The organism is bacterium, assembly GCA_035281585.1.
Classification (GTDB): domain Bacteria; phylum UBA10199; class UBA10199; order DSSB01; family DSSB01; genus DATEDP01.
This window is the reverse complement of the sequence record DATEDP010000029.1, coordinates 1-13,845: the sequence shown is the minus strand read 5'-3', so window position 1 is coordinate 13,845 and position 13,845 is coordinate 1. Positions and strand designations below refer to the sequence as shown.

11 protein-coding genes are annotated in these 13,845 nt (G+C 61.2%); 8 read left to right on the top strand and 3 right to left on the bottom strand.

From position 1 onward, the window contains the following. From VJR29_01955 to VJR29_01945, 3 genes are all read left to right on the top strand, one after another. The coding region (locus VJR29_01955) for a hypothetical protein (GenBank protein ID HKY62158.1) at positions 1 to 490 on the top strand (490 nt) is incomplete at its 5' end. A gap of 28 nt (positions 491 to 518) precedes the next feature. After that, the gene (locus tag VJR29_01950; GenBank protein ID HKY62157.1) at positions 519 to 833 is read left to right on the top strand and encodes a pyrimidine/purine nucleoside phosphorylase; all 315 of its coding nucleotides are present in this window, start codon (positions 519 to 521) and stop codon (positions 831 to 833) included. A 100-nt stretch (positions 834 to 933) separates the two neighbouring features. Continuing rightward, complete coding sequence (locus tag VJR29_01945; protein HKY62156.1) at positions 934 to 2,112, top strand: ATP-binding protein; 1,179 nt, start codon at positions 934 to 936, stop codon at positions 2,110 to 2,112. Positions 2,113 to 2,288: 176 nt separating this feature from the next. Here the strand turns inward: VJR29_01945 and VJR29_01940 are convergent, their stop codons facing one another. Together VJR29_01940 and VJR29_01935 are read right to left on the bottom strand one after the other, a co-directional pair. Continuing rightward, positions 2,289 to 3,422, bottom strand: a complete 1,134-nt coding sequence (locus tag VJR29_01940; GenBank protein ID HKY62155.1) for a hypothetical protein — start codon at positions 3,420 to 3,422, stop codon at positions 2,289 to 2,291. A gap of 314 nt (positions 3,423 to 3,736) precedes the next feature. Then, positions 3,737 to 4,888 (bottom strand): class I SAM-dependent rRNA methyltransferase, encoded by a 1,152-nt coding sequence (locus tag VJR29_01935; protein HKY62154.1) that lies wholly within the window; start codon positions 4,886 to 4,888, stop codon positions 3,737 to 3,739. An 18-nt stretch (positions 4,889 to 4,906) separates the two neighbouring features. Here VJR29_01935 and VJR29_01930 point away from each other — a divergent pair, with 18 nt between their 5' ends. The 5 genes from VJR29_01930 (at position 4,907) to cobA (ending at position 10,788) form a co-directional block, all read left to right on the top strand. Continuing rightward, entirely contained in the window at positions 4,907 to 6,082 is a 1,176-nt protein-coding gene (locus tag VJR29_01930) for a phosphopentomutase (protein HKY62153.1), read from the top strand. After that, positions 6,082 to 7,380 carry a thymidine phosphorylase gene (locus VJR29_01925; GenBank protein HKY62152.1) on the top strand — a complete coding sequence of 433 codons (1,299 nt, stop codon included), beginning with the start codon at positions 6,082 to 6,084 and terminating at the stop codon, positions 7,378 to 7,380. The genes VJR29_01930 and VJR29_01925 overlap by 1 nt, the downstream gene beginning before the upstream one ends. A 134-nt stretch (positions 7,381 to 7,514) precedes the next feature. After that, positions 7,515 to 8,336, top strand: a complete 822-nt coding sequence (locus VJR29_01920) for a purine-nucleoside phosphorylase (GenBank protein ID HKY62151.1) — start codon at positions 7,515 to 7,517, stop codon at positions 8,334 to 8,336. Next, the gene (gene hemC, locus VJR29_01915) at positions 8,333 to 9,235 is read left to right on the top strand and encodes a hydroxymethylbilane synthase (GenBank protein HKY62150.1); all 903 of its coding nucleotides are present in this window, start codon (positions 8,333 to 8,335) and stop codon (positions 9,233 to 9,235) included. The genes VJR29_01920 and hemC overlap by 4 nt, the downstream gene beginning before the upstream one ends. Positions 9,236 to 9,237: 2 nt before the next feature. Further along, positions 9,238 to 10,788 carry a uroporphyrinogen-III C-methyltransferase gene (gene cobA / locus VJR29_01910; GenBank protein ID HKY62149.1) on the top strand — a complete coding sequence of 517 codons (1,551 nt, stop codon included), beginning with the start codon at positions 9,238 to 9,240 and terminating at the stop codon, positions 10,786 to 10,788. A 20-nt stretch (positions 10,789 to 10,808) separates the two neighbouring features. Here cobA and VJR29_01905 read toward each other — a convergent pair. Continuing rightward, on the bottom strand, positions 10,809 to 13,845 hold a 3,037-nt coding region (locus VJR29_01905), incomplete at its 5' end, for a hypothetical protein (GenBank protein ID HKY62148.1).

Here is a 13,845-nt window from a genome sequence, read left to right as displayed (position 1 = left end):
TAGAGAGGCCTCGATGCATGTTCTGGTCGAAATCGCGGCGCTGCTCTTCCCGGTCTTCACCTCTTACGCTTGGCGGATCTGGGGTGTGAACAGCCGGCTCTCCGAGGTCTTGGCCGAGGCCGTTCCCGGGATCTCGGCCGGCCAGATGCAGCGGATCTTGGCGCCCCGCGGCCAGTGGATCAGCTTGGCTTTGGCCGTGATTTTCGGCGCCGTCTTGCTCGGGATCGGTCACTGGGTTTTTCCCTGGCATTGGGCCTTGGCGCTCTTCGCCGGCTCGCTGGGGCTGCTCCTGCTGACCAATTATCTGATCCCTTCGGATAAGACGCCGCATTACCTGAAGGTGATCCTCCGCCATTTGCGGAGAAAATCCCGAAAAGAAGCCGAACGGGGCGACGAGGAGCAGGCCAAGGCGATGGAGGATTTGGCCCAAAGGCTGGAAGTGCTTGCGGCCGAGCGAAAATTGTTCGAGGAAAAAGCCCCTAGCTATTGAAGGAGGAGACCCTATGTCCGAAGCCCCGATTCAAAGGTTGGAGAACGTCTCGGTCGACGCCAAGGCCAACATCTATTTCGATGGCCGGGTGGTCAGCCACAGCGTTTATGATTCCCACGGCAAGAAAAGCACCTTGGGTCTGATCTACGCCGGGTCCTACCAATTCAACACCGGCGCCCCCGAACGAATGATCATGACCGCCGGGACCTGCAAGGTGAAGCTCGCCGGCGAGGAAGAGTGGAAGACCTATGCCGCCGGCATGGAGTTCCGCGTTCCTGGGAATTCGGCTTTCGAGATTTCGGTGGTGAAGGGGATCTCGGAGTATATCTGCGTCTTCGAATAGCCTTCGCCATAACTATTTGAATTTATTAATATATTATTTATATATTCGAAGATTAGTATATCTTAGTATTTTTTAGTAAACTATAGTAAATACTAAATATATGGATCCTCGCACAAACCCCTACGCGCCTGGTGCCGGTACAAGACCACCCGAACTTGCAGGTCGAGATGAGATTATCGAGAAGGCTGCTATTGCCATAGATCGTTGTAAAAGCGGTCTCGCATTTCGCGGTCTTCTCTTGGTTGGGTTGCGAGGCGTTGGAAAAACGGTCCTGCTGACCCGTATTGCTCAAGATACTGAAGCGAGAGGTTTTGCCGTCGTTTCAGTTGAAACCCCGGAAAAACGATCGTTGCCTGCATTGTTAATTCCTCCCCTAAGAGGTGTCTTACTAAAATTAAGCAGAATGGCCGCCACCGAAGATTTGGTTAAACGAGCGCTACGAGTGCTCGGTGGTTTCGTTGAAGCCATGAAGGTCAAATATGAAGACATTGAATTTGGGGTCGACTTAGGAAAAGAGCCCGGCGTCGCTGATTCAGGGGATCTCGAGCATGATCTCATCGAGCTTTTTTCGGAGGTTGGAAAAGCCGCGAAAGAAAGGGGCACCGCATTAGTCCTTTTTATAGATGAGATACAATACATCGAGGAAGAGCAATTTGCCGCTCTCATCATGGCACTCCATAAGTGCACTCAAAGTCAGCTGCCAGTCGTCCTAATTGGAGCCGGCTTACCTCAGCTCGTGGGACTAGCGGGGCGGGCGAAATCCTATGCGGAGAGATTGTTTGAGTATCCAGAAATTGGGGCGTTGAATTCCGATGCGGCTAGAGCGGCTATTGAGACCCCTGCATTAAAACTAGGAGTAAAATACGAGGAGCCGGCGTTAAAAGAGATCCTTTCTCAAACAAAATGCTATCCTTATTTTTTGCAAGAATGGGGTAAGCACAGTTGGGAATGCGCAAGACAGTCGCCAATTACTTGTGAAGATGCGAACTGCGCTGGCCAGCTTGCTATCGCAGAGCTGGATGGAAGTTTTTTTCGGGTTCGTTTCGATCGTTTGACTCCAGGGGAAAAAAGATATCTACGTGCGATGGCGGAGCTTGGTGTCGGCCCTCATAGGTCAGGCGACATTGCTCATTTGTTAGAAAAAGAAGTCCAATCGGTTGCGCCGACTAGGGCGAGCTTGATTAAAAAGGGAATGATCTATAGCCCATCCCATGGCGATAACAGTTTTACCGTTCCTCTATTCGACGGTTACATGAAACGGGTTATGCCGGAATTTTAAACCTTTGGATATTGGCGATTAGCGCACCGATATCTAAAAGAAAATGCTCTCCAAAAAACAAAATATTACATTAAGTATAGAAGAAATCTTGGGGGTAGAGGGGGAAATAGACTTTCCCCTCTCCGCGATCAACCTGCATCACCTGGTCACCCTTCCCAAATCCCAGCTGCGCCGTTTCATCGGCGTTTTGAATCCGCGTCCGGAGAAGCCAGGACATCGGGGTAGGGGCTGGCGTCCAAGTCGTGATTCGCATCGAAGCGATTATATTCCAGAGGGGCGTCGCCCGGGGAACGGTACGGTGTGGGATCACATAACAGCCCACCCAGGCAAAGCACGTTAGTCAAGCCCACGGAAATTATGTTAACCCATGAACCACCCTCACCCAGGATCTCCTCTCGGGTCTGATTCGCTTTTTCGGTCATCCTCTTATCAAAGCCCGCATCGCCCGTTGTGGATCGGTTTCCCAAATAGGCCAGAATCGAACGGGCAAAATATAGATTGCCCCAATACGGGTCTTGCTGAGGCCGTTCCCGTATCGCAAGCTGATAGAGCTTCTCGGCTCGCTCCTTTTGGTCGGGAAGCATCAGAATCTGATGGATTTCACTTAAAGGAATGTCGTGCAAAGCTACTTGATCCGCCCTGTCAAGCCGATTAAGCATTCCGATGAAATCTCCCTGCATGGCCCAAGGCTCGCGTTTTTCAATGCCTTCTGCGACCACTTTTTTCAGCGCTTCCAGAGCTTTTTTTCGATTTTCATGCTCATAGAAAACAAAGGCACCTGTCTCGTCAGTTTTTTGATACTTGAGAGATCTGGGGATTCCTTCGGAATAAGTTTTTAGAACATCCAAAGTCGGTTTCCAGAGCAACTTGGCTTTGAGCTTGGTCATGTTGGCGGCAATCGGTGCCCACCGCTCTTGAACGACCTCGGCCAAGCTCCCGAACGCCTCGCTCCTGATTGGAGCCAAGTCACCTTTGAACTTTTCCTTGAGAGCGTCCGTGCAATGTTCAAACTCATCCAGGTCCAGTTTTTGGTCATGATCGAGGTCGCATTTTTTAATAAATTGGATTGTCTCTGCCTCCTTATCAAGGGCAACAACATCGGATGAACAGAGCCCTTTCAGTTTATCATCTTCCGTAAGGGAAACATCGGAGCCTTGGAAGACATCGGCAACCATTTCATGTCCGAGGAGTCCCTGGGCACCGTTAAGATTCTCCAGGTAAAGGTCTTTTATCGGTTTCAGATCGATGGATTCCGGAAGCGCGGACCGTTCGACCGATGGTGTGGACGGTTTATTGACGGGCGATGTCATAATCAACTCCTGGTATATAGACAATCTGGTCCGTCAAGGCCTGGGCTTCTGTTAATGGTTGGTTTTGAATCGGAGAAGCGCGGTCTAAGATCGAAGGTGAGCGATTGATCGCCGTGAGCGATTTGCTTCCCATCGTGTCCCCCTGACTGCCTCCCTATAGGCAGTTTAATTATCGGAGAGGGACAGGAGTTGTTTACAAATTACTAGAATTGAAACGAGATTTTGTGTTCGATAGAAAGGCGACGAAGGCCAACAAAGAATGAACTTGGCGAATGACCCGAAGGCACCAACATAAACCTTAGATGTGATCATATCTAAATCACTTTCAAAATATAGCACTTCAAATAGTCGGTTTCCGGCATCGCCAACAAAATGGGGTGATCGGCGGGCTGACCGCGTCGTTCCAGGAGCTGGATTCGCCGGCGGGCATCCTTGGCCGCCTCGGCCAGCATCCGCTCGAAGAGCTCGACCGCCATGTGCTGGCTGCAGGAAGAGGTGATGAGGATCCCGCCTTCCTGGAGCATCCGGAGGGCCCGGAGGTTGATCTCCTTATAGCCCCGCAGCGCTTGTTGGAGCGAAGCTCGGTTCTTCACGAAGGCCGGGGGATCGAGCGAAATCGTGTCGAAGCGTCGGCCTTCCTGGTCGGCCTCTTTCAGAAAATCGAAGGCATTGGCCTCCAGCACCGCGACATTGCCCAGGCCATTGGCCTTGGCGTTTTGCTCGACTTGGCGCAGGGCCGGCCCCGACACGTCCACCGCCAAAACCGATTCGACTCGCGAGGCGGCGTGGATTCCGAATTGGCCGACGTAGGAAAAAGCGTCGAGCATGGCGCCGTGGGCATAGCGGGCGGCGGCCGCGGCGTTGAAGCGTTGGTCCAGGAAGAATCCGGTCTTTTGGCCTTCCAGCGGACGGAAGCCGAAGCGCTTGCCGGCGAAAGTGAAAACGGCCTCGGCCGGCGCTTCGCCGTCCAAGGCTTGACGGATCAGCGGAAGCTCCTCGCGCTGGCGGACGATCGAGTCGTTGCGTTCGATCAGGGCCCGAGGGCCGAGCTCCCGCAAGGCTTCGACGACGCACTCCTTGAAAGTCTCCATTCCGGCGCTCAGCGTCTGGAAAACCAGGGTTTCGCCGAAGCGGTCGACCACCAGCGAGGGCAGGCCGTCGGCCTCGCCGAAGACCGCGCGATAGACTCCCTCGCCGGGATACCAGGCTTCGCGCCGGCCAATGGCTTGGCGGATCCGCTCCCGAATCAAGCCGTCGTCGATGGGCTCGGCGCCCCGGGTCATCATCCGGAGGGCGATGAGGCTTTTGGGACTGTAGAGGGCCTGGCCCCAGAGCTTGCCCTTCTCGCCGATGACCTCGGCCGGGCCGGCGGTCTCGGCCTCCACTTGGATCAAGTCGCTGCGAAAGATCCAATCGTGACCTCGGATCAGCCTTTCCTGGGCTTTTTGATTGATCGTGACTTTCATGCGGAATAATCTGGATCCATGTCGGTTCAGCGAGTGACATGGATCGTGCTCGACTCGGTCGGCATTGGCGCCATGCCCGATGCCGCCGACTTCGGCGACGCCGGTGCCCATACCCTGAAACACGTGGCCGAGGCAATGGGCGGCTTGAAGCTGCCGATGCTGGAGTCCTTGGGCCTCGGTCGCGTCGATGCCATCCCGGGCCTGGCCGCGGCCTCGCGGTCCGGCGCCTTTTACGGCAAGATGGCCGAGCTCTCCAAAGCCAAGGACACGACCACCGGCCACTGGGAAATGGCCGGCGTCGTCACCGCCGAACCCTTCAAGACCTACCCCCGGGGATTCCCGCCGGAATTGATCGGCGCCTTCGAAAAAGCCATCGGCCGCCGGACTTTGGGCAACGTCACGGCTTCGGGCACCGCCATCCTCGAAGAGCTCGGCGCCGAGCACCTCAAGACCGGCCATCCCATCGTCTATACCAGCGCCGACAGCGTCTTTCAGGTCGCGGCTCACGAAGAGAAAGTGCCGGTGGCCGAGCTTCATCGCTATTGCGAGATCGCCCGCGGGCTTTGCGACCGCTACCGGATCGGCCGGGTGATCGCCCGGCCCTTCGCCGGGTCGCCCGGTCAATTCGTCAGGACTTTGCATCGCCGCGACTACGCCGCGCCGCCGCCGGGCGCGACGGTCTTGGAGAAGTTGGAGGCTGCCGGGGTGCCGGTCGTGGGCATCGGCAAGATCGGCGACATCTTCAGCGAGCGCGGCATCGCCCGCTCCTATCACACCCAGTCGAACGCCGCCGGCATGGATCAGCTCGAGGCTTCGCTGCGCGAGGAAAGGCGAGGCTTGATCTTCGTCAACCTGGTCGACTTCGACATGCTCTACGGCCATCGGCGCGATCCTCAAGGCTATGCCCGGGCGCTGGTGGAATTTGACGGTAGGCTCGGCGAGCTCCTGCCCCGGCTCGGGGCCGGCGACCTCCTCATGATCACCGCCGATCACGGCTGCGATCCGACTTTTCTTCCGAGCACCGACCACACCCGGGAGTACGTTCCCTTGCTGGCTTACGCGCCGGCCAGCCGCGGCGGGAAATCGCTGGGTGTCCGGTCGAGCTTCGCCGATTCCGGGGCCACCGCCGCCGAAGCTCTGGGAGTGAAGCCCGGCTTCGGCGCCAGCTTCCTCGGCGAGATGGAAATTCCCTGATGGATCTCCGTCCCCTCATCGAGAAAAAGCGCCGAGGGCAAAGCCATGCTCCCGAAGAAATCCGCGACCTCGTCGCCGCGGTGGTGGAGGGCTCGGCGGTCGATTACCAGCTATCCGCCTGGCTGATGGCGGTGGTTCTGCGGGGGATGAACGAGGCGGAGACGGTCGCGCTCACCCAGGAAATGGCCAGGCACGGCCAACGGCTGCCGCGCCATCCCAAGCGCCGGCGTATCGGGAAGCACTCGACCGGTGGAGTCGGCGACAAGACCAGCTTTCTGCTCGGACCCTTGCTCGCCGCTTATGGGCTGCAAGTGCCCCTGATGGCCGGGCGGGGGCTCGGCCATACCGGCGGCACCATCGACAAGCTTTCGGGGGTGGTGGGTTTCAAGACCGCTCTGACCCGGTCCGAGGTCCTGAAGATCCTTCGCCGTCATGGCTTCTGCATTTTCGAGCAGACCTCGGCTCTGGCTCCGGCCGACCGCCGGCTCTACGCGCTCCGCGACGCCTCCGGCACGGTGGCCAGCCTGCCGCTCATCGTCGCCAGCATCCTTTCCAAAAAAATGATCGAGAGCCTCGACGGCCTGGTGCTCGACGTCAAGTTCGGCAGCGGGGCGCTGTTCCCGACTTATCCCGAAGCCAGCCACGCCGCCCGCCTCTTGCTGAAGGTCGCGGCGAAGCTGGGCTTGAGGGCCACTGCGGTGCTTTCGGCGATGGAGGAGCCGCTGGGCGAGACCATCGGCAACAACCTCGAAGTCTTGGAATGTCTCGAAACCTTCCGCGGCCGTGGGTCTCACGACTTGGTCGAGCTGACGGCGGTTTTGGCCCGGGAGATGGCGATCTTGGCTCGGGGCCGGCGGGCGGCACCATCTTTGGCCGAGCTCAAGCAACGGCTGGTTTCGGAAGAATTGGAAGAAGCTTTCTTCCGTTGGTTGAAAGGCCACGGCGGCCGAATCGAAGCCCGGACCAGCCTGGCCTTGAGCCGCCGGCTCAAGGTTTGGAAAAGCCCGGCCTCCGGCTATGTCGCCGCCCTGGATGCCAAGCAGCTGGGCTTGGCCGCCATGGCCCTGGGAGCCGGGCGGAAGCGAAAGGGCGAGTCGATCGATCCCACGGTCGGCCTGGCTCTCTGCAAGAAAGTCGGCGATCGCGTCACCCGAGGTGAGGCTCTCGCCGACGTCTTCTACAATGAGAAAGACCGCTTGGCCGCGGCTTGGCCCCATCTCCACCGGGCTCTCCGGATCGGCCGGCGAAAATCTCCCCAAAGACCGCTGGTCAAAGCCGTGCTAAAAAATTATGAGTAGAATTCTTCTCCCCCTTTGAAAAAGGGGGATACAGGGGGATTTAAGGCTGTGGCGAAATGCCCTCGTAGGTTTGATTGCCGGCGCTTTAAATCCCCCCTGGCCCCCCTTTTTCAAAGGGGGGAAGAGAGAGCACGATGCAAGAGTTGCAACGAAGCGCAAAATTTCTCCAAAAGCAGTTCGGCGCGGCTCCCGATTTTGCGGTCGTCTTTGGATCGGGTCTGGGCGCCGAATTCCTCAGGCTCCACCCCAAGGCCCACCGGCTTTCCTACGGCGAGATTCCCGGCTGGCCCCGGCCCAAGGTCGACGGCCATCGCGGCGAAGCCCTGCGGATCGAAGGGCGTTTCAGCTCGGCGCTGGCGCTGCGCGGCCGGGTCCATTATTACGAAGGCTACAGCCCCGAAGAGGTCGTCTTTCCGGTGCGCAGCCTGGCGCTCTGGGGCGTGAAACGCCTCTTGCTCACCAACGCCTCGGGCTCCATTCGTAAGAGCCTCAAGACCGGTGATTTGGCGCTGATCGAAGACCACATCAATTTGACCGGCGCCAACCCGCTGCGGGGCCCCAACCTGGACTTTCTGGGCCCGCGCTTTCCCTCGCTCGACCGGACTTACAAAAATTCCTTTGCGAAGAAGGTGGAGAAAACCGCCCGACGCTTGAAGTTGAAGCTGCCGGCCGCTGTCTACGTCGGCATTGCCGGGCCGAGCTACGAAACCGCCGCCGAGATCCAGGCCTTTCGGCGGCTGGGCGGGGACTTGGTCGGCATGTCGACCGTCTTCGAGGCCATCGCCGCCACTCACGCCGGAATGGAAGTCGCGGCCTTGGCCGCGGTCACCAATTCCTGCCTGAAGCTGGGCGAGCCGCCGAGCCACGAAGAGGTCCTGAGCCAAGCCCGCGAGGTCGACAAACGGCTCGCCGTTTTGCTCCAGGGCTTGCTCAACGAGAGGAATCCATCGAAATGAGCCCCGAACGCCTCATCCTCGGCACCCGCGGATCGGCCCTGGCTTGGGCCCAGTCCAGCGCCTTCGCCGCCGCCCTCGAAGCCCGCCATCCCGGCCTCAAGGTCGAGCTCAAAAAGATCCTGACCTCGGGCGACCGCATTCAAGATCGCTTTCTCTCCGAGGTGGGCGGGAAAGGGCTCTTCGTCAAGGAGATCGAGGAGGGCTTGCTTCGGGAAGAGGTGGATTTGGCGGTTCACAGTCTCAAGGACGTTCCGGCCGAATTGGCGCCGGGCCTGGAAATCGCGATTTATCCGCAGCGCCTCGATTCCGAGGACGTCTTGATCGCCGCTTCTAGGAAGAGCTTGGCCGAGCTGCCGCCGCGGGCTCGAGTCGGCACCAGCTCGCTGCGGCGACGGCTGCAACTGGCCCGGCTTCGCCCCGATCTGAGCTTCGAGCTGCTCCGCGGCAATATCGACACCCGGCTGCGAAAGTTGGACGAGGGAGCTTTCGATGCCATCGTTTTGGCCAAGGCCGGCTTGCGCCGCCTCGGCGTCGATTTGAGCCGGGCGGTGGACCTGCCCATCGTGGCGGCTCCGGGCCAAGGCACCCTGGCCATTGAAGCTCGGGCCGGCGACCGCCGAGTGAAGGACTTGCTGGCGCCTTTGCATCATGGGCCCACCGAAACCGTCTCCCTGGCCGAGCGCCGGGTGATGAAGGCCCTGGGCGGCGGCTGCCATTTGCCCTTGGGGGTGTATGGGGAGATTCGGGGAGACCGAATGAAGCTGAAAGCGTTTTTGGCGGAGCCCGACGGGAGTCGGTGGGTAGAGGAAGAGGTCGATGGCGCGGCGGCGGAGTGGGACAAGGTTGCTGATGAGTTGTTGCGATTGATGGAAAAGGCGCGAGGGGTGCCCCTACAGTAATTATGCGACGTTCAAGTTCCAAAAAATCCCTCGGCCTGGTCTCGCTGGTCGGCGCCGGTCCCGGCGATCCCGGGCTGCTCACGCTCAAGGCCAAAGAGAGGTTGGAGAGCGCCGACATCGTCTTCTTCGATCAACTCGTTCATCCTGGTCTCCTCAAGCATTGTCCCCAGGCTTTGCACCGCGACGTCGGCAAGCGCGGCTATCGAGAGGCATTCCCCCAGGAGAAGATCGCCAAGCTGCTGATCGCGGCGGCCCGCAAACATCGCCGGGTGGTTCGCCTGAAGGGCGGCGATCCCTTCATCTTCGGCCGCGGCGGCGAGGAGGCCGAGGCTTTGGCCAAGGCCGGCGTTCCCTTCGAGATCGTTCCCGGCGTCAGCAGCGCGGTGGCAGTGCCGGCCTATGCCGGAATTCCGCTGACCCATCGCCGTTTCGCTTCGAGCGTGACCTTCCTCACCGGCCATGAGGATCCCGAGAAGAAGCGAGGCGGCGAGGCGCCGCCGCTGGATTGGGCCGCCTTGGCCAAGCAGCCGACCTTGGTTTTCTTGATGGGGGTGAAGACCCTGAGGAAAAATTTCGCCGAGCTGCTCAAGCAAGGAATGAATCCTCGGACTCCGGCCGCGCTGATCGAGTGGGGCACCTACCCGCGGCAGCGGAGCCTGGCCGGAACTCTGCAGAGTTTGCCGGGCTTGGCCGCGCGCGCCGAGATCGCGCCGCCGGCCATCGCGGTGGTCGGCGAAGTGGTCAGGCTCCGCGATTCCCTGGCTTGGTTCGAGCGCCGGCCGCTCTTCGGCCGCCGAGTTTTGGTGACCCGCGGCGCCGCCCAGGCTTCGCAGCTCAGCCGCTTATTGGAGGAGCGGGGCGCCGAAGTCTTGGAGCTGCCGACTTTGGAGATTCGCCGTCCGCGCAGCCATCGGGCCCTCGACCGAGCCCTCGGCCGCCTTGCCGAATATCATGGCATTCTCTTCAGCTCGGTCCATGGAGTCGATTTCTTCTTTCGGCGGCTGCGGGAAAGGCGGGTCGACCCTCGTCCCTTGGCCGGGATGCTCCGGGCGGCGGTCGGGCCGGCCACCGCCGAGCGCTTGAAGGAAGCCGGCTATCCGGCTTCCAAGGTCGCGGCGATCTTCACCTCGGCCGGCTTGGCGAAATCGCTTCCCAAGTCGATGCTGCGCGGCAAGCGCTGGTTCTGGGCTCGGGCCGAAGAGGGCGAGGAGGAAGGCCTGCTCGTTCTTCGCCGCCGCGGAGCCGAGGTCGAGATTGTTCCGACTTACCGCAGCGTCGCTCCCAAGATCCCGGATCGGCGCCTGCGCCAAATCTTCGAGGAAGCACCGCCCCAGCTATTGACCTTCGCCAGCGGCGCCGCGGCCCGCCATTTCGCCCAGCGCCTCAAGGCTAGCCGCTTCTGGGGCCGGGCGCGGAACATTCCAGCCGCGGTGATCGGTCCGGTCACCGCTAAAGCCGCCAAGGCCGCGGGACTCAAGGTCGCGGCGATGCCGCCGCGGCATACGATTCCTGATCTAGTAGAAAGCATCTGCAAATTCTTCACCCCCCTTTGAAAAAGGGGGGCAGGGGGGATTTATTGCGCCAGCGCGACGGTGTTCGCCGGCAGGAACTGGGAAAGGGCGGCGGCGCTGCGTTCGTTGGTCATCCGATAATAAGCTTCCATCTGGCGGTCGAGATCGGCGACGTTGTCGGCCAAGGCCGCGGTGTGAGTCGAGACGTGGCCGTGAGAAGCCGCCTCGCGGGCGCGGATGCCTTGTTCGGAGCTGAGCAGCTCTTGGAGCGAGGCGGTGCGGAGCCCGTCGCGCCCCTCGGTGGGCAGGGTGAGCGGCGCCTCGAGGTTGTGGATCCGCCGGATGTTGGCGGCGTCGACGGCGTCGAGGAAGGCCAGGGCTTCGGCCTGGTTCCAGGGCCGGTGACCACCGTTGCCGTCGGAGACGGTATAGCCTCGGAACTCCCGCAGGATGTAGTCGGCCCGGCGCTCCCGGCTCCAGAGGATGAAGCCGGGCTCTTGGGCCGCTTTCCAGCGAAGCTGGTCGACGATGATCTGGCCATCGCTGCTTTCGACGCTGACCGGGGGCTGGACCGGGGCCGGGGGCGCCGCGGCTTCGGCGGCTTGGTGGGCCAAATCGGGATTAGCGCTCAAGGTCTGGGCTTGGCGGGCCAGGAAGTCGCGGAGACTTTCATTCCCCTCGCCGGCGACGCTGCGGGCGGCGCCGTAGCGGGCATAGAGCCGATCGAGCTCGGCCTCCATGTGCTCGTAGCGGGAGCGCAGCTCGGTCAAGCGGCGGCTGTGCTCCGATTCCAAATGGGTCAGGGCCACCGGATCGGCGGTCGTTGCCCGCAGGCTTCGGTAGCGCTGCTCCTCGCTGGCGAAGTCATTGCCCATGCCGAGCTCTCGGGGATTTCCATGGCCTTCGGTCCGCTCGGTGAGCTCGAGGAAGCGGCGATAAGCCGCTTGGGCCTCCTGGACGTGGGCGTCGGCCGCGAAGAGGTGCCGCGGCTCGACCTCTTCGCCCATCTCCAGCCGGGAAATGACCTCGTTGCGCCGGTCGATGGCCTGGCCGAGGTCGCTGCGCAGCGAACGGCCGGCCTCTTGGAGCTGCTGTTTGCGCTCGTAGGCGCTCATGGCGCCGAGGGCCATCATTTCCAGAACCGCGAGGGCGATGCCGCCGCGGAAGGTCAAGCCATAGCGGGCGCCATTGGCCGAGAGACCGAGGCGAGCGCCGGCCGCCGTCGTCGCGTCGGCAAAAAGGCCGGCGCGGACCAAAGCCGAGGACGCGGTGGAGGAAGCCTGGATGCCGCGGAGCAGGGTCGCCGAACCCACCGAGACGATGCCGACGTTTCGGACCTGGCCCCAGAACCGAGCCGAGGTGAGCGAGTCTCCCCAATTCGAGGCCGAGAAGAGGCTGCCATGCTGGCCGACGTCGAAAACCAAGAGAGCGCCGAACAGCGGGGTGGCCCGCTGGAGGAAACCCCGGAAGACCAAGCTCGGCGAAACCGGCCGGGTAAAGGGCGAGCCGTTGTAGAAGCTGGGCCGGGCGTCGCGCCAGGCTTGGGAAAGGGTGGCCTCGGTTCCTCGGTAGTTACGGATGGCGTTCCAGATGCCGCGGCGGGAGTTGTAGGCGCCGTCGACCGCCAGGGTGCCCAGGCCCGAACCGATCGCCATATAACCGAAAGGCAAGGCCACGTTGCGCCCGAGGTAGCTCGGGCTCAAGTTGGCCTCGAGGCCCGGAGTGCCGATGAGGCGACGCTCGGTCGGATTGAGCATGAGGCGCTCGATGCCGAGGATCAAAGGCAAGGAAATAAAATGGGAGGCGCCGTAAGTGAAGCCGCTGCCGCGGACGTGGGTGAAGGCTCGCAGGAATCCCTGGCCGCCGCGGGCGAGAATGTTGCGGCGCATCGTGCCTTCTTGGGCCTGGCGCAGGCTTTCCTGATGGACGTCGCGGGCCAAGTCCTCGCGGATGACTCCGTTCTCGTAAACCCGGGCAAAGGCGTTGTCGCCGCGTTTGACGAAGATATTGACCCGGGGGACTTCGCCGTCGCCGACCCGAATTCTTTGCTCCTGGATATCGAGCTGCATCGCCGGCTGGCTTTGCGGGAAGTCGACGATGATTCGGTCGGGTTCGGCCGAGGTGGCGATCAGGGAGTTGACGACGGTTTGTTCGATGCGCGGGTCGACGCGGTACTCGATGCCCGGTGGAATCAGCCGCTCGATCCGGGTCCAAGCTTCGGAAACGTTGCGGATCGAGAGCGACTCGCCATTGGAGCCGACATGAAGACGGCTCAAATCCAATTCCGGCGCTTGCTGCACCTGCAGGATGAAAGGCGAGGCGCTGCCTTGGCCTCTTCGGGCCAGCGCCGCCTGGAGGGCCTCGAAATGGGTGGCGAAGGTGATGCCTTCGCGGCCCATCTGGCGGATTTCCTGGTCGGCATACCAAGCAGGGCCCTCGGGACCGGCGGTGACGATGTTGTGGAGCTCTTGGTTGCGGTAAATACTGAGCTGACCGCCGCCTTCGGGAAAGAGATGGAGGCGGAGGTGGTCGGTGTTGGGCCGGGGATTGCTGAAGCTCTGCATCAGGAACCAACCGGCGGTTTGGCTGCCCCAGCGCAGCATCTCCCAGCTCATCGCCCGGCTCAGTCGCCAAGGCGGGCGAAGGGCGGCCGACTCGGCTGGATTCGAAGGGTTGCGCCATTGCCGAGCCGAGCGCAAGTGGCGGAATAGCTGCCAGCCGTGGTTGAAATCTTGGACGTGGCCGCGAGGAGTGCTTCCCAAGCTGAAGTCGCGGGGAATGTCGACCGAGCGGCGAAGGGTGGGTTGAATGCCCCGGAACTGGGGCATGCTCTCCAGCGCTTGATGAAGCCGGGTTTGATAAGCCGCCGGATCGACCTTGGCGTCTTCGAGCGGCGGGACCAAATGGTTCAAAAGCTCGAGCAGCCGGACGTTGGGCGGCTCGCGGCCGCCGCGGCCGGCGGCGTATTCGACTTCGCCGTTGGCCGAGATGGTGGCCACCCGGACTTGGGCCGAGCCGGTTTCCTCGAAAATGGAAATTTGATTGTGCTGCGGGTTCTGGATGCCGTTCATGCCGAGGAAGCTCATCCGGCGGAAGGAG